19 protein-coding genes and 1 tRNA gene are annotated in these 15,068 nt (G+C 71.2%); 8 read left to right on the forward strand and 12 right to left on the reverse strand.

What is annotated here, in order from left to right; all coding sequences use genetic code 11:
• The first annotated feature begins 65 nt into the window (after positions 1-65).
• On the forward strand, positions 66-1,250 hold the full coding sequence (locus tag ORG17_RS08600; RefSeq protein WP_301565224.1) for an MFS transporter: 1,185 nt from the start codon (positions 66-68) through the stop codon (positions 1,248-1,250).
• Between the two features lie 24 nt (positions 1,251-1,274).
• On the opposite strand, the gene ORG17_RS08605 is transcribed toward ORG17_RS08600, so the two are convergent.
• Positions 1,275-1,670: a hypothetical protein gene (locus ORG17_RS08605; protein ID WP_214526984.1), complete on the reverse strand. Its 396-nt coding sequence runs from the start codon at positions 1,668-1,670 to the stop codon at positions 1,275-1,277.
• A 225-nt stretch (positions 1,671-1,895) separates the two neighbouring features.
• On the opposite strand from ORG17_RS08605, the gene ORG17_RS08610 reads away from it, so the two are divergent.
• The 3 genes from ORG17_RS08610 to ORG17_RS08620 all read left to right on the forward strand — a co-directional run bounded on the left by ORG17_RS08610 (position 1,896) and on the right by ORG17_RS08620 (position 3,912).
• Positions 1,896-2,042, forward strand: coding sequence for a hypothetical protein (locus ORG17_RS08610; protein ID WP_214526986.1), 147 nt, complete (start codon positions 1,896-1,898; stop codon positions 2,040-2,042).
• Between the two features lie 76 nt (positions 2,043-2,118).
• Positions 2,119-2,613 (forward strand): hypothetical protein, encoded by a 495-nt coding sequence (locus ORG17_RS08615; RefSeq protein ID WP_214526988.1) that lies wholly within the window; start codon positions 2,119-2,121, stop codon positions 2,611-2,613.
• Between the two features lie 246 nt (positions 2,614-2,859).
• Positions 2,860-3,912, forward strand: coding sequence for a BLUF domain-containing protein (locus tag ORG17_RS08620; protein ID WP_214526990.1), 1,053 nt, complete (start codon positions 2,860-2,862; stop codon positions 3,910-3,912).
• A 3-nt stretch (positions 3,913-3,915) separates the two neighbouring features.
• Here the strand turns inward: ORG17_RS08620 and ORG17_RS08625 are convergent, their stop codons facing one another.
• From ORG17_RS08625 to ORG17_RS08655, 7 genes are all read right to left on the reverse strand, one after another.
• A complete protein-coding gene (locus ORG17_RS08625; protein ID WP_301565223.1) occupies positions 3,916-4,416 on the reverse strand; it encodes a GNAT family N-acetyltransferase in 501 nt (166 codons plus the stop codon).
• 30 nt (positions 4,417-4,446) lie between these two features.
• A complete protein-coding gene (locus tag ORG17_RS08630; protein ID WP_173033783.1) occupies positions 4,447-4,680 on the reverse strand; it encodes a DUF4190 domain-containing protein in 234 nt (77 codons plus the stop codon).
• A 35-nt stretch (positions 4,681-4,715) separates the two neighbouring features.
• Entirely contained in the window at positions 4,716-5,354 is a 639-nt protein-coding gene (locus ORG17_RS08635) for a DUF1345 domain-containing protein (RefSeq protein WP_027465558.1), read from the reverse strand.
• Positions 5,355-5,405: 51 nt separating this feature from the next.
• The gene (locus ORG17_RS08640) at positions 5,406-6,581 is read right to left on the reverse strand and encodes a zinc-dependent alcohol dehydrogenase (protein WP_214526992.1); all 1,176 of its coding nucleotides are present in this window, start codon (positions 6,579-6,581) and stop codon (positions 5,406-5,408) included.
• Positions 6,578-7,030 (reverse strand): hypothetical protein, encoded by a 453-nt coding sequence (locus ORG17_RS08645; protein WP_071244646.1) that lies wholly within the window; start codon positions 7,028-7,030, stop codon positions 6,578-6,580. The genes ORG17_RS08640 and ORG17_RS08645 overlap by 4 nt, the downstream gene beginning before the upstream one ends.
• A 303-nt stretch (positions 7,031-7,333) precedes the next feature.
• Positions 7,334-8,989: a catalase gene (locus tag ORG17_RS08650; protein ID WP_214526994.1), complete on the reverse strand. Its 1,656-nt coding sequence runs from the start codon at positions 8,987-8,989 to the stop codon at positions 7,334-7,336.
• A gap of 234 nt (positions 8,990-9,223) precedes the next feature.
• Positions 9,224-9,967, reverse strand: coding sequence for an HpcH/HpaI aldolase family protein (locus tag ORG17_RS08655; protein WP_214526996.1), 744 nt, complete (start codon positions 9,965-9,967; stop codon positions 9,224-9,226).
• A gap of 272 nt (positions 9,968-10,239) precedes the next feature.
• Here ORG17_RS08655 and ORG17_RS08660 point away from each other — a divergent pair, with 272 nt between their 5' ends.
• The 3 genes from ORG17_RS08660 to ORG17_RS08670 all read left to right on the forward strand — a co-directional run bounded on the left by ORG17_RS08660 (position 10,240) and on the right by ORG17_RS08670 (position 12,572).
• The gene (locus ORG17_RS08660) at positions 10,240-10,833 is read left to right on the forward strand and encodes an HdeD family acid-resistance protein (protein ID WP_181440137.1); all 594 of its coding nucleotides are present in this window, start codon (positions 10,240-10,242) and stop codon (positions 10,831-10,833) included.
• Positions 10,833-11,123, forward strand: a complete 291-nt coding sequence (locus tag ORG17_RS08665) for a hypothetical protein (protein ID WP_071244650.1) — start codon at positions 10,833-10,835, stop codon at positions 11,121-11,123. Before ORG17_RS08660 ends, ORG17_RS08665 begins: the two co-directional genes overlap by 1 nt.
• 66 nt (positions 11,124-11,189) lie before the next feature.
• On the forward strand, positions 11,190-12,572 hold the full coding sequence (locus tag ORG17_RS08670) for a hypothetical protein (RefSeq protein WP_214526997.1): 1,383 nt from the start codon (positions 11,190-11,192) through the stop codon (positions 12,570-12,572).
• 84 nt (positions 12,573-12,656) lie between these two features.
• On the opposite strand, the gene ORG17_RS08675 is transcribed toward ORG17_RS08670, so the two are convergent.
• Entirely contained in the window at positions 12,657-12,863 is a 207-nt protein-coding gene (locus ORG17_RS08675) for a hypothetical protein (protein ID WP_209134452.1), read from the reverse strand.
• Positions 12,864-12,996: 133 nt separating this feature from the next.
• Here ORG17_RS08675 and ORG17_RS08680 point away from each other — a divergent pair.
• Positions 12,997-13,068: transfer RNA gene (locus tag ORG17_RS08680), tRNA-Gly, on the forward strand.
• 284 nt (positions 13,069-13,352) lie between these two features.
• On the opposite strand, the gene ORG17_RS08685 is transcribed toward ORG17_RS08680, so the two are convergent.
• The 3 genes from ORG17_RS08685 to ORG17_RS08695 are packed head-to-tail and all read right to left on the reverse strand — an operon-like array spanning position 13,353 to position 15,003.
• On the reverse strand, positions 13,353-13,622 hold the full coding sequence (locus tag ORG17_RS08685) for a DUF6510 family protein (RefSeq protein WP_182709820.1): 270 nt from the start codon (positions 13,620-13,622) through the stop codon (positions 13,353-13,355).
• Complete coding sequence (locus ORG17_RS08690) at positions 13,622-14,413, reverse strand: ferredoxin reductase (protein WP_214526999.1); 792 nt, start codon at positions 14,411-14,413, stop codon at positions 13,622-13,624. Before ORG17_RS08690 ends, ORG17_RS08685 begins: the two co-directional genes overlap by 1 nt.
• Positions 14,410-15,003: a molybdopterin-dependent oxidoreductase gene (locus ORG17_RS08695; RefSeq protein ID WP_111022879.1), complete on the reverse strand. Its 594-nt coding sequence runs from the start codon at positions 15,001-15,003 to the stop codon at positions 14,410-14,412. The genes ORG17_RS08690 and ORG17_RS08695 overlap by 4 nt, the downstream gene beginning before the upstream one ends.
• Positions 15,004-15,068: the final 65 nt, after the last annotated feature.

The raw sequence follows: 15,068 nt of genomic DNA on the forward strand, positions 1-15,068 counted from the left end.
CTCCGCGTCGCGACGAATGAGCGTGATCGTTGGCGGTCCGGCCCGTGATCGGCCAAGGTGGGCACGTGACCGCCCCGTCGACGACCACCGCCCCTCGGCTCGCTCCGCTGTACGCCGCGGGGTTCGTGACCGCCTTCGGGGCGAACGGCATCGCCGCGGCGGTCGGTGGCGAGCACCTCGAACTCGGCCTGACGCTCGCGTGGCTGGGGCTCTTCCTGGCGCTCTACGACGTCGCCGAACTCGTCCTCAAGCCGGTCTTCGGCGCACTGTCCGACCGCATCGGCCCGCGACCGGTGATCGTCGGCGGACTCGTCATCTTCGCGGCAGCTTCACTGATCGGCGTGTTCGGGACCGGACCGTTCTGGCTCGGCCTCGCGCGTCTGCTGCAGGGTGCCGGCGCCTCCGCGTTCTCGCCGGCATCGTCCGCCGCGGTCGCCCGCCTCGTTCCGGCGCACCGTCGCGGGACGTACTTCGGTCGGTACGGCTCGTGGAAGGGTCTCGGCTACGCCGGGGGACCGGTCATCGGTGCACTCGTGGTGCAGTTCGGCAGCACGCAGTGGCTCTTCGGGATCCTCGTCGTGATGGCTCTCGCGACGGCGGTGGCGGTGCTCGTCGCCGTCGAGCCGATCGTGCCCCTGCCCCGGCAGCGGGCCACGCTCGCCGTGATGGTCCGAGCGGCCACGGAGCGCCAGTTCCTGATCCCGGTCGTCGTCCTGGCAGTCGGCAGCGCTGCGATCGGCGCGCTGACCGGGATGCTCCCGGCGCTCGGTACCGAGGTCGGCATCCCGCTCCTGGTGTCGACGCTCGCGGTCGCCGTCCTCGCGGTGACGTCGTCGCTCGTGCAGCCCGTCGCCGGTCGACTGCACGACGCCGGGCGTCTCGGCACCGGGGTGGCGGGTGTGGCCGGGACGGCCGCGGTGGCCGCTGCGTTCCTGGTGGTCGCCGTCGCACCCTCGGCGGTGGCCGTCTTCATCGCGGCCCTGCTCGCCGGAGCCGGTGTCGCCACGCTGACACCCGTCGCGTTCGCGCACCTCGCCGGCACGACACCGCCCGAGCGGCTCGGGCGGACCATGGGCTCAGCGGAGCTCGGGCGTGAGACCGGGGACGCCGTCGGACCACTCGTCGTCGGTGGTGTCGGCAGCGCGATCGGGCTGCCGTTCGGGTTCGCGGCCTTCGCGGTGGTGGCGCTCGTCGGGACGCTCGTGGCATCGCGGTTACCGTCGAAGGCGGCCGCAGCACGGGACGCGTAGGGCACAGACGAACCCCATCGGGCGCTACGCGTACGGGTCAGCGGACACCGTCCCGTAGGCATTCGTCCGACGTCGACGATCGCGGCGCGCAGCGACCCAGCGAGCCACCGCGAGCGCGAGCAGCGCGGCGGACACCCCGGCGAGCAGCCACAACCACCCGTCGTCGTCCTCGATGAGCAGCCGCAGGGCCAGCACTCCGAGCGGTGCTGCCACCAGGATCCGTCGGAGCTCGCGCCACGACGGCTTCCACAGCGTGGTCAGGCCCTTCTTCCACCGGCCGACCACGACGTACGCGATCACACATCCTGGGATGCAGAGGGCGAGCCAGTTCGCGACCGCCCGCACCCCTTCGTCGTAGAACGGATGCGCCACTTCGCGGAGGACGCCGCCAGCAGCAGCCGCAACGAGCAGCCCCCACATCCGCGCCTCCCAGCGGCGAGGGTGCCACCAGGGTGTGCGCCACAACGGCACTCGCTCACGGACCACCGGCATCGCGACTCCTCCCCGGTCGGGCGTCCAGCCTATGCGCGACGTCGATCGACGACGGAACCGAGAGTCTGCCGTCCCTGGCGGGAATCCGGCTGTTCCGCGTACGGTGTGACGGGACGAGGCCGACACCGAGGGTCGGTCCGACGAGGGGGCACCATGAAGATCTTGAGCATCGTGGCACGGGGACTCGGAGCGTTGCTCACGACGGTCGCCAAGACGATTGGCGGGATGCTGGGCGCGAAGCCGTACATCGATTCCCACGCGGCGGAGCTCCTGCCGCGTCGCGAGGACTACCGCCCCTAAGCAGCGAGACCGTGGCTCCGCTCCGTCACCGTAGGATCGTCGAGCCGCATGCAGCGGAACGACGGGGGAGCACCTGATGGAACAGCACACTGAACAGCGCACGCGACCGCGGGTCGTCACGATCGCCGTGGCCCTCTGGTGGGCGTCCGTCATCATCAGCCTCGTGGCCGCTGCGCCCGGCATGGTCGTGTCCATGCGCGAAGCCGGCGGCGCGATCATCGGGGCGTCGCTCGGGCTCGTCCTCGTCCTCGCCTGGTCGGCACTGTTCGTGTGGCTGGCGACGCGGATGGGACGAGGCTCCGGGAACGCGCGACTCTGGCTCGCCATCATCGCCGGGCTGACTGCCTGCAGCGAAGTGATCACCATCGCCACCGACGGCGTGGGCTGGAACCTCGTCGACACCGTTTGCGTCGTCGTCGCCGCGGTGCTCAGCTACCTGCCCAGTGCCCGTCCGTTCTTCCCGCGCGAGGAACGACGCTCGCGAGCAACGGAACCCCGCACCATCGGGTGGGACCCGACGACGGGCGAGCGCATCGTCGAGGCGCCCCCGTCGGCCGACCGCGCGCACTGACGCTCGCCCCGGAAAGCGGCCGGAGAACGTGCGTTCCCCGTAGTGGGGGTACCGCCGGACGCTGCCGGATGGTTCCATTCAGAGGTCGGCATCCTCCGGGTGCCGCTCAGCCACGGACCGTCTTGCGTCGCAGTGAAGGTGGTCACCGCTGGTTACGGTGGCCACGAGGTGCCGTCGAGTCGATTCGGGTTCGACACGGCGGCGCCTCCCACACACCGGGGGACCGTCCGACCAGGAAGCAGCACCATGCGATCGCTCGTCTACACCAGCACCCAGACCCGTCCGATCACGGATTCCGAACTCGCCCAGATCCTGGCGGTCGGTCGCGAGAAGAACACCCGGCTCGGCGTCACCGGCATGCTCGCGCACCGCGACGACAACTGCATCGGGATCATCGAGGGCGAGGACGACGTCGTCCGGGAGCGCTTCGACCAGGTCCGAGCCGACCCGCGACACACGAACGTCCGGGTGCTGCTCGACGAGCCGATCACACAGCGCTCGTTCCCGGACTGGTCGATGGCGTTCCAGTCCCTCGACCCGCTGATGCACGACGTTCCGGGGTTCAGCGACCTGTTCAGCCCGGGTCGCCCGACCGACCTGGCGTTCGGGGCCTCCCGCGCTCGCGCACTCCTGGACTGGTTCCGCAAGCACCCGCTGGCACCACTGACGAACCAGAACGCCGCGGACGAGGAAGTCCCGCGCACGCGGGCGATCAACGGTGCGATCGCCGTCCTCCACGACGGCGGACTCTCACGCTTCTCGCTCGAGGGCGTCGCGTCCCGGTCGGGGATGCGGCAGGCCGAGATCCTCGAGCTCTTCCCCTCCGAGCACGCACTGCTGGCCGCCGCGGTGATGCGGTGGACCCGCGCGGTGTCGGCACCGCTGCTGCCGCTCGCCGGTGAGAAGGGCACGGTCGCGTTCCTGCACGCGCTGCTCTCCGCCCACGCCGAGGACCCGTCCCTCATGCGCCTGATCGCCGCGACTCTCGCCATCTCGACCGACCCGTCGACGGACGGCGCCGACTACTACCGGTCCGCGTACCTGCAGTTCCGCGAGACCGTGCGCACCGCGCTGCAGGAGGACGTGCGCTCCGGCCGCGAACCGGCGACGATGGACCCGATCCGCGGGGCGCAGCAGCTGCTCGCCCTCTACGACGGCATCCGCCTGCAGGCGCTGCTGACGCCGGACACCGACGTCGTCGACGCGTTCGACCGTGCCGCCGCACGAATGCGCCGCGGCTGGTCCGAGCAGTACGAGGAGACCACCGTGTGGGACATCTCCGCGCCGGTGGGGGACTGACCCTCAACGCACCAGACGCACGGTCCGGGGGATCGGTCCGAACGCCGACTCGGCACCGTCGGGTGCGAACCCGTTCCGCCGGTAGAAGGCGTGCGCCCGCGGGTTGTCCGCGGCCACCCACAGCGACGCCGGACGATCGGCGAGCACGGTGTCGAGGAGTGTCTGGCCTGCTCCGGTCCCGTGCGCACGGGCCAGGACGTAGAGCGTCGTCAGCTCCTCGGGGCGGACGGCATCCGGCTCGGGAGTCGACTGCGCCGCGGCGAACCCCACGACACCGGTGCTGTCCAGGGCGACCTGGACGACTCCTCGGGCGCCAGGAATCGCGAGCGTCGACCGCCACATGTCGACCCGGCGACCCGCGTCGAACCACGGGCTCGTGTCCGGGTCGTCGACGAACCGACCGTACGTCTCTCGCCACGACACCGTGTGCACGTGGGCGATCGCATCCGCATCGGCGGGCGTCGCCGGCCGGATCAGCGTCGAGACGTCGTCATCGTTCCCCACTCGGTCAGGGTAGCGACCGGCGACCGGTGCTCAGAGCTGGAGGTCCAGGTCGAAGAACCCCGCACCGCCGAGGAACAGCGGCACGATGATCCCGAACATCGTCAGCGTCGCCCCGATCAGGATCGCCGCGAACGCGATGCCGTCGCCCCGCTCACCGGTCAGTCGCACGTCGCGCCGCACGATGAACCCGACGACGAGACCGCCGATCGGTGCCACGAACGCGGGGGCGCTCGGCGCGGTCTGGTCAGGAGCGAGGTCGGTCACGCCGGTCAGCCTCGGGGCGACGAGGATCCCTCCGCTCACCCCTGACCGAGGTTCGTCACGAGGTTGATGGCGACCGCGATCAGCACCGTCCCGAAGAAGTACGACAGCAGCGCGTGCGGCAACGCCTTCCGCCGGGTCTCGCTGTCATCCGGCTCGACCTCTGGTGCCGCGTACGACATGCCGATCGTGAAGGCGAAGTAGGCGAAGTCGCTGTAGGTCGGCCGCCCGTCCTGCTTGACGTCGAACCCACCGCCCCGGTGGTCGAGGAAGAACATCCGGGCGTACTTCAAGGCGTAGACCGTGTTGACCAGCGCCCACGCCACCATCGTGCCGAGCACACCCAGGATGACCGCCGCGACCGAGGCCGGATCTCGCGCCTGGCTGGCTTCGCTCAGCGCCAGGACGACGGCGGCGAGACTCGCGAAACAGGCCACGATGAGCGCGTTGTCACTGACCCGTGTCTCGGACTCCTCGCGTGCGAGACGCTCGGTGCCGTCGGCGTCCTGGCGCCAGCACTTGTGCCAGACCTGGACCAGCGCGATCAGGCCCGCCGTGCACCAGGCCGCGAGCGGCCCGAGGGACGGAGCCCCGGTGAAGGTCAACGCGACCCCGACCAGGACCCCGATCCCCGCGATGACGAGCGCCCGGCGCGTGGAGAGTATCCGGTCGTTCATCGTCGTGCCTTCATGGTCGTTCCTTCCTCCTGTCCGCTGCGTGGTCGGTCGTCACACGCCGGGGGTGAAGACGGCGCGGACGCAGCCGTCGTCCTTGTTCTTGAACATCTCGTACCCGCGCGGCCCTTGCGACAGTGGCATCACGTGCGTGGCGAGGTGCTCGGTGCTGATCTCTCCCGCGGCGATGCGGTCGAGGATCATCGGGATGTAGCGGTGCCCGTGCTGCTGCGCACCGCGGACCGTCATGCCCTTGTTCATGATCGCGCCGAACGGGAACTTGTCGACGAGCCCACCGAAGACCCCGAGCGAGAACAGGCTGCCGCCCTTCCGGCACGCGTAGATCGCCTCGCGCAGGGCGGTCGGCCGGTCGGTCTGCAACCGCAGCTGCTGCTTGGCCTGGTCGTACAGGTACAGCGGTCCGGTGCCGTGCGCTTCCATGCCGACGGCCTCGATGCAGATGTCGGGACCCCGACCGCCGGTGCGTTCCTTGAGTTCCGGGAGCACGGCGTCGCTCGTGTAGTCGAGCGTCTCGGCACCGATGTGCTCGCGCACCTGTCGCAGCCGTTCGGGCAGACGGTCGATCACGATCACCTGCTCGGCGCCGAGCAGCATCGCCGCACGAGCGGCCATCTGGCCCACACCACCGGCGCCCCACACTGCGACGGTGTCACCCGGTGTGATCCCGGCCAGGTCGGCTCCGGTCCACCCCGTGGGTGCGGCGTCGGAGGCGAACAGGGCGGCCGTGTCGGACACGCCGTCGGGGACCGTGAACGCCCCCTGGTCGGCGTAGGGCACGCGGACGTACTCGGCGTGGCTGCCCGCGAACCCGCCGAGCGCGTGGCTGTAGGCGAAGCAGCCGCCGATCGACGACCCCCACATCGCCTCGGTCAAGCCCGGGTTCGGGTTGCCGTTGTCGCAGAGTGAGAACTGCCCGTGGGTGCAGTACCAGCACTGCCCGCAGGCGATGAACGAGCAGACGACGACCCGGTCGCCCACCTTGTGCTTCGTGACGGCCGATCCCGTCTCGACGACCTCGCCCATGAACTCGTGCCCCAGGACGTCACCGGATCGCATGGTCGGGATGTACCCGCCGAGCAGGTGCAGGTCCGAGCCGCAGGTGGTGCTCAGACGCACCTTCAGGATCACGTCGTGATCGTTGAGGATCTTCGGGTCCTCCACCGTCTCCACCGCGGTCTCGTTGACCCCGGTCCAACAGAGCGCCTTCACAGCACACCCTCCTCGTTGCTCCGTTTCGTCGCCACGTCCACCAACGCGCCGGTGGGTGTGGCCTTCCGTCGGCCGTGGGGGACCGGATCCACCCGGAGCACCTCGCCGACCTCGATGAGTTGCTTCGCCTCACGCAGAGCGGCCCGCAGCCGACCCCGTGGGTCCGGGCCGCCGCCTCGGAACCGGGCACGGAGCTCGGTGCCACGATCGCCGGGCGCGGGACGGGCCTCCACCTCGACGTCCTGCCCGAACGCCGTGAGCGGCGCGGGGATCCGCCCGCCTGGCAGCACCGCGTCCTGCCCGCGGTTCACCGTGACCGCGTGCCAGCCGGAACGCGGTTCGGCCAGCACCTTCCGTGCGGGCCCGGGTGCGCCGCGTCGGCGGCGCGAGACGACGACGCCGACGGCAGCCGTGACCATCGCAGCGGCGGCAAGGTTCCGGGCCCTCATCGTGGTGTCCCAGCGAGGAGTCGGTGGGCAGCGGACGCGTTCGCGCCACACCGCCGGGGATTCGTGTGTTCCATCGCGGCCTCCATGAGTCGCATCGGTGCGGATCAACGGGACGGGAGCGACGACCACGCGATCGTGCCGGTCGGGACCACGGAGTCGCTCCTGTCGATCCACGATGAGCGTGGCCTCCATGGCGCCGTCCCGGGTTGTCCGCGACGCGCTGCGGCAGGTGACGGCAGCGAGACGGACGGGAGGCCCGGTGCCAGCTGGCACCGGGCCTCCCGTCCGTCCTGGGGTCGCGTCTCAGACGCGCACGGCGCGTTCGTCGGGGACGCAGTGCGTCATCATCAGGCCCTCGACGTCGCGGGAGCCGTTGTGGCCGAGGTTCGCCAGGCGGGCGAGCTCGTCGTCGCTGAGCGTCTGTGACTGCAGCGGGGGCAGGTCCTTGACCTCGTCGAGGGTGATGCCGAGCCCTTCGCCGACACGACGACCCAGGTCGTCCTCGACCATGTAGAAGTGCCAGAGCATGCGCTCCTGCACCGGACGGGCCGCCTGCGAGATGAGGTCGACGAAGTTCGCGACGAGGTCGTCGCGCTCCCAGTCCTGCAGGAGCAGGTACCGCTGGCCGGCCTGGGTGTAGTCGTTCGTCCGGGGGATCCGCTTGCGGGTGAGCCGCCCGACGATCTCCGGTCCCTGGTCGTCGTGGGTCGGGTACTCCGCCTCGCGCAGGCCGCCGGTGATCGACGGCTCGTAGTTGACGTGCGGGTTCTCGCCGCCGTGGTCCTGGTGGTACGCCATCTGTCCGTCGCGCTGGTTGGTCGCGACGGCGCCGTTCTTCGGGGCGTTCACCGGCAGCTGCAGGTAGTTCGGGCCGACGCGGTAGCGCTGCGTGTCCGAGTACGAGAACGTGCGGCCGACGAGCATCTTGTCGTCGGAGAAGTCCAGGCCGTCGACGAGCACGCCGGTGCCGAAGGACAGCTGCTCGTTCTCGGCGAAGTGGTTCGTGACGTTGCGGTTCAGGACCATCTTGCCGACGGGCTTCGGCGGGAACTCGTTCTCCGGCCACACCTTCGTGTCGTCGAGCGGGTCGAAGTCGAGCTCCGGGTGCTCGTGGTCGTCCATGAGCTGCACACGGAGCTCCCACTCGGGGTACTCACCACGCTCGATCGCCTCGTACAGGTCCTTCGACGCGTGCCCGAGGTCGCCGGCCTGCACGGCTGCGGCGTCGGCCTCGGTCATCGACGACACACCCACCGACGGGATCCAGTGGTACTTGACGAGCTTGGTGTCACCGTCTGCGTTCACCCACTTGTAGGTGTTCACGCCGAAGCCCTGCTGGGTGCGGTAGTTCGCGGGGATGCCGCGTGGGCTGAACAGGTTGACGAGCATGTGCATCGACTCGGGGGTCTGCGACATGAAGTCGAAGATGCGCGCCGGCTCCTGCCGGAAGGTCACGGGGTCGGGCTTGAGGGAGTGGATGACGTCGGGGAACTTGATGGCGTCGCGGATGAAGAAGACGCCGAGGTTGTTGCCGACGAGGTCCCAGTTGCCGTCCTCGGTGTAGAACTTCACGGCGAAGCCGCGCGGGTCGCGGGCGGCCTCGGAGGAGTCACGGCCGCCGATCACGGTGGAGAACCGGATCGCCAGGTCGGTGCGCTTGCCCGGCTCCTGGAACAGCTTCGCGCGGGTGTACTGCGCGATTGGTTCGTCACCCCACGCGCCGGTGGCCTCGAAGTACCCGAAGGCGACCGCACCGCGGGCGTGCACGACCCGCTCCGGGATCCGTTCGCGGTCGAAGTGGCTGATCTTCTCGAGGAACTGGTAGTTCTCGAGCGTCGCCGGGCCACGGGCTCCGACGGTGCGCTGGTTCTGGTTGTCGTACACGGGGTGGCCCTGGCGGTTCGTCAGGATGCGGCGGTCGTCGCCCTCGGCGGGCGGTTGGCTGGAGACGTCGGTCATGTCTCGTCCTCTCTGCGGTCGCGGTCGGCTCGGGTTCTCGACCGAGTGTGGACCGGGGCGCGGGCACGCCCTCCCAGCGGCCTCGAGGACGCGGACGAGGGCCGGTCGCCGGTGCGTTCGCCGATGACGGCCCAGCAGTGCTTCGCCGCGGACGGTCCGTCAGTACTTCGCCGCGGACGGTCCGTCAGTACTTCGCCGCGGACGGCCCAGCAGTACTCCGCCGCTGACGGCCCGTCAGTACGAGGTGCGACCGGTGGCTGCGGCACCGAGCACCGCGGCCGCACCGTGGGCGAGCAGGGTCCCGTCGGTGACGACGGCGACGCGGTCGAACCCGAGCGCGCGGAGCCGTTCGGCGCGGGCCAGGTCGCCGGCGAAGGCGCCGGTGTGCTTGCCCGCGCGGCGGGCTGCGGCGACGATCGCGGGGAGTGCGCCGTCGCCGTGCAGCAGTGCGTCCAACTCGATGCCCAGTCCGATCGACAGGTCGAAGGGGCCGACGAACACCGCCGAGACGCTCGGGACCGCCACGATCTCCTCGGCGGCACCGAGACCCTCGGGTGTCTCGAGCATCACCCACACCTCGGGGTCGGCAGCGGCGGCGGACGGTGCCACGCCGCCCCAGAGTCCCGCCATCGGCCCCCAGCTCCGTCGGCCCCGCGGTGGGTAGTGCGCGGCACGGACGGCGTGCTCAGCCTGCTCGACGGTCTCGATCATCGGGACGACCACGATGTCGGCGCCGAGGTCGAGCGCACGGCCGATCGCCGCGTTCGAGCCCTCGGCGACCCGGACGGCGACGGGGACCTGCGGTGCGACCGCGGCGAGCGCCGGCATCGTCGCCAGGAGCGTGGCGTCGTCGAAGGCGCCGTGCTGGGCGTCGAGGCCGAGCCAGGCGAACCCGTTCTGCGCGATCTGCGCGGTGGTGCGGGGTTCGCCGAGGGTGCACCACACACCGTCGGCGCGGCCGTCTCCGAGTGCTGGCACCGTGGTCCTCCGTCTCGTCTGCGATCGCGAGCGCCGATGGTTCGGCGTCCGGCGCGCCAGGCTACCGCCCACGGGGACCTCGACCCTCACACGGCGGCGGTGCCGGGGACAGCCCGCGCCCCGATGCGCACGCATGGGACATGGACAACTACTCACCTCCGGGTGTAGTCCTGTGCGCAGGACGCACTGCACGGGCGGTCACAGGTCGCCAGCACCAACCAGCACCACAGCACCACAGCACCAGTCAGGACCTGCAGGGAGGTCGGACGGACATGCATGACGAAGGTGGCGTCGATCTGCGGACGGGATCGCGCCCGCCAGGCGGCGACGGAATCCGGTGGGCGTTCGGGATCGTCGGCGCGGTGGGCGTGCTCGCCGGACTGGCTGCGATCGTCCTGCCCCACGCGACGCTGTTCGCTGTGTCGTGGGTCTTCGGGATCTACCTGGTCGTGTCGGGAGCGGCGCTGGTCGTCCGGGGGTTCCAGGTGCACCCTCGGGTCTGGTGGCGTCAGGCCGGGCTGGTGGTCTTCGGGGCGCTCGTGGTCGCCGGCGGCGTCGTCGCGATCGTGTTCCCGCCGATCGGGGCGCGGTGGGTGGCGCTGCTGCTCGGGTTCGCCTGGATCCTCGAGGGCATCGCGCTCGTCTACGCCCCGTGGGTGGGCCGCCGGCCGTTGACCGTGGTGCTCGCCGTGCTCAGTGTGCTGAGCGGCATCCTGGTGATGAACCTGCCAGGTCTCGGCGCCCTGGTGACGGTGGCCGCGGTGGGGAGCGTGCTCATCGTGTTCGGTGTCGTCCAGCTCGTCGTCGCGTTCAGCTGGCCGCGTCCGGAGGAGGAGCGGGCCGGCGTTCCGATCCCCAGCCCCTGATGCTCGCCGTCCGCTGGGAGCAACAGGGACCGAAGTCGTGGGTGGCGCGCGACCACGGGACCAGCCTGGGGCTCGTGCTGCACGTCCGTGAGCGGTTCCTGGCGTTCGACCAGGACGACCGGCCGCTCGGGAGCGCAGCGTCCCTGGCGGCGGCTCAGCAGCTCGTCGCCGGTGCCGTCCGCTCGAGTGCCCCGGCGCGGCGGGACACCGTCGCGGTGGTGCTGTCGGTGCTCGCGGCACTGACCGTCGGGGGAGCGGCCGTCGTGCTCGCCGCTCGCGCGCTGATCTGAACGGCGATCATCGGCGGCGAGGCGGACCGGCGCACGCACGGCGGGTGCACCGGTACCGTTGCGTCCGTGAACGACGACCCCGATGCCGCCATCGCCCAGCACGTCCACGACGCCTGGGACGGTTCCCTGCGCCTGGTGCACATCACGATCTCGGACGAGGACGGTGACGCCTACCCCGGGCAGGACGTCGACCGGTGGGTGATCGACGTCCGCGTCCCGATCACCGACGAAGACGAGACCGAGGCGGTCTCCGTCGCCGAGGTCACCGCGTTCACGAGCCGTGCACCCGAGTCGCTCGAGGCACTGGTGCTCGGCTACCAGGTCTCCGACGTCGCCGGGTCCTTCGCGTCCGCCGTCGCCGCGCAGGACGCGACGGAGGAGACGTTCTTCTCGCTGCAGACCCACGCCGCCGAGATGCTCGGCAAGCCCGACCTGCTCGCCGTCGACCGGCTCACGGTCCGTCCCGCGTACCGGGGGCTGCCCGGACTGGTGCCGGCGATCGTCGACGCCGTCCGCCACGGACCGGCCGGGCGCACCGCTTCGTGGGTGCTCACGGACCCGACGGTGTGGGACGTGCCGTTCGGTGAGGACGACCGGTCAGCCGGCGCGTTCGTGCAGTGGGCCGACACCGCGGTGCTCACCTCGATGAACGCCGCGCCGGACGACCTGGAACGCCTGTCGCTCGTGCCGCCGGCCGGTGGCATCGTGATGGGGTCCCGGTCGGACGAGGTGCACCTCGGCGACGCGATCGACCACGCGATGACGCAACCGGCGATCGCGGTGCCGTTCGACCTGCCGCCGAAGCTCCCCGCCAGCATCTGGGCCGCCGCGCCCGAGGACGTCCACGGCGTGCACCCGGACGAGACCACGGGGTCGATCACGGTGGAGACGCACGACGAACAGCTCGAGGTCGTCGGTTCGCCCGGCACCGCACCGCAGCTCGTGGGGATCTCGGCCTCGGCCGACGCCGCGACCCAGGAGTGGCTCCGCACCGTGCACCAGCGCTGGTGGCAGTACGAGCCGGACCTGCACGCCCGCATCCACGACGTCGTCGACGAGTACCTGTCCACCGGGCACATCGAGTCGGCGTCGGACGAGCTCGCCGGGCACCTGCACGCCCCCGACCTGCCGCCGTACCGGACGGAGTGGCCGGGCACCGGCACCGTCCTGCTCGAGGAGCTCGGCGAGGACACCGAGCCCATCGTCTTCGACGCCGTGCTCGAGGACGGCACCCGGCACGAGCACATCGGCGTGGTCGTCGTGCACGAGTCCGGACACGTCCGTGCGTTCCTGCACGACGAGTGGGAGCCCGGGTTCCCGGCCGCGGAGGCCGCGGTCGCGCACCTCATCGGCCTGGGTGCCGGCGAGTTCTTCGCGGACGCCCTGCACGACGAGCTGTCCGCGGGTGTCGAGCACGCGATCCTGACGGGTGACGTCCGCGGCCACTGACGGCCCGGCGCACCCGGCACACGGCCCAGCGCACTCGGCCAACCCGGCGCACCCGGATCGGTCAGCCCAGCCGGACCCGCCGGTTCAGACCGGGCGGTAGATCGCGATCGGCGGGGTGCCGTCGTCGCCCGCGTCGTGGGCGTCGCCCGTCGCGAGCCAGGTGCGGCCCTCGTGCTCGATCGTGGTCGGCAGGTCGCCGTGCACCAGGATCCGGATCGCGGGGGCGTCGCCGTCGACCAGGTCGACGCCGTGGGCCTCGGTCCCGCCGGGATTGTCGTGCACGTAGCTCATGGTCCGATCGAACTCCGTCGACCTGACGGACGGCCCGCGCCGCGCCGGACACGCCCGGAACCTTCACCGGAACCGGTGATGCCGCCCGTCATCGGGTAGAGTCATCTCCGCACGGCCAGCACGGCCTGTGAATGCGGATGTGGCGCAGTGGTAGCGCATCACCTTGCCAAGGTGAGGGTCGCGAGTTCGAATCTCGTCATCCGCTCAGAACAGGAAGACCGGAACCCCCGTCGCTCGGAAGAGCGGTGGGGGTTCCGTCGTTGCGGGGCGTCGGAGCACCGAAGGCGTGGGAGCCCAGCGGGCGCAGGCTTCGGGTACCCGCGCCCACCGGGCGCGGAGGCGACCCTGCCCCCACTGGCACGCGCCGGGTGGGTGGCCCGGCGCAGTTCCGAGGATGTATCCGGAGCCGTCCCCCGTTCGGGTGGGAACCGGATCCAGGGTTGCGGGAACCCGCAAGGAACCCGCACGACCCGCCGTTGGAGCCTTGCGCTACTCGATGCCGTCCGGTATCGACGCCGACATCGTGCGGGCGCCGGGCAACCCCACCCACCGCCGGGCTCCGGACTCGACGACCGTGACGAGCACCGTGTCGCACCCTCGGCAGCGCGCCACCGACCCCATCGCGGAGCGGTGGACGGTGGTCTGCCCGAGCACCCCGAGCGAACCGCACCCGGCGCAGCGCAGGGCGACCACGGTCGGTTCGGGTCCCAGGCTGTCGGCCAGCGTCCCCGCCAGCGCGTTGCCGTCCACGACGACCATCAGTTGCCCCCGAACCGTTCGGCACGGACGTCACTCGTGTCGTGCCCGAGCTCGGTGAGCCAGCGCAGCACCTGCTCGACGAACGGCGTCGACCCGCACACGTAGACCAGGGCACCCGCGTCCGGCGGGAACACCGCGGCAGCGAGCGCGTCCCGCGTCAGCCGACCGGCCGGCACGGACGAGCCTGGAGGCGCGGTGCGGCTGTACACGTGGGTCACCTCGAGCGGTGCGCGGCTCGCGAGCGCCTGGTCGAGTTCCGCACGGAAGAACACGTCGTCCGGTGTGCGGACGGCCGCGAGGAGCCGGAAGGGCGCCAGGTCGTCCGCCTCGGCGTGGGCGGTCACCATCGCGACGAGCGGCACGATGCCGGAGCCGCCGGCGATGAGCTGCACCGGACGGGTGGACTCACCCGGCCGCCAGACGAACCAGCCGCCCAAGGGGCCGTGGACCTCGAGCGCATCGCCGACCTCGACGGCGTCGACGAGGAACGGGGAGACCTCGCCGCCGTCCACCCGGTCGACCGCGAGCACGACGTCGGTCGCGGGGCCGGCCGACGCGATGGAGTACGAGCGCTGTGCCTGGTAGCCGTCCTCGGCGGTCAGCCGCAGGTCCAGGTGCTGCCCGGGGTCGTTGCCCGGCCAGGTGGGGACGTCGAGGACGATCCGGCGCGCGTTCGTCGTCTCGCGGCCGACGGACGCGACGGTGGCGGCGTGCCAGGCCGGCCGCCTGCGCGTGGCGGGACGAGCGACGGGGGTGATCCGTGCCTCCAGGCCGGTGTCGGGGAGCGTCACCAGTACCGCTCTTCCTTCCACGGGTCGCCGTGCAGGTTGTAGCCCGCGTTCTCCCAGAAGCCGGGTTCGTCGTCGGACTGCATGACGATGCCGCGCACCCACTTGGCGCTCTTCCAGAAGTACAGGTGGGGCACCAGCAGGCGGGCGGGCCCGCCGTGCTCGGGCGTCAGGGGCTCGCCGTCGGCCTCGAACGCGATCCAGGACTTGCCGTCGAGCAGCTCGTCGAGCGGGACGTTGGTCGTGTACCCGCCGTAGCTGTGCACCATGCAGTAGTCGAGTTCGGTCTCGACGTCCTCGAACAGGCGGTCGAGCGGGACACCCCGCCACGGCATGTCGAGCTTGGTCCAGTGCGTGACGCAGTGGATGTCGACGGTGACGTCCTCGACGCCGAGCGCGTGCACCTCGTCCCAGGTCCACTGGTGCAGGCCGGACTCGGTGCGGATCGAGAAGGCCCAGTCGGTCGGCTCGATGTCGGGCGTCGCTCCGGCGGACAGGACGGGCCAGTCGCGGACCAGGGTCTGACCGGGCGGGATGCGGGTGTCGTCGCGGTCGTCGCGTCGACCGCCGAACCCGCGGGTGAACGTGGCCATGGTCCTCCTCGGGGACGTCGGTGCGTTCCCGATCATGCCGCGAACCGGGCGCGCCCGTGTAACGG

Source organism: Curtobacterium flaccumfaciens pv. betae, from assembly GCF_026241855.1.
GTDB classification, from domain to species: Bacteria; Actinomycetota; Actinomycetes; order Actinomycetales; family Microbacteriaceae; genus Curtobacterium; species Curtobacterium flaccumfaciens.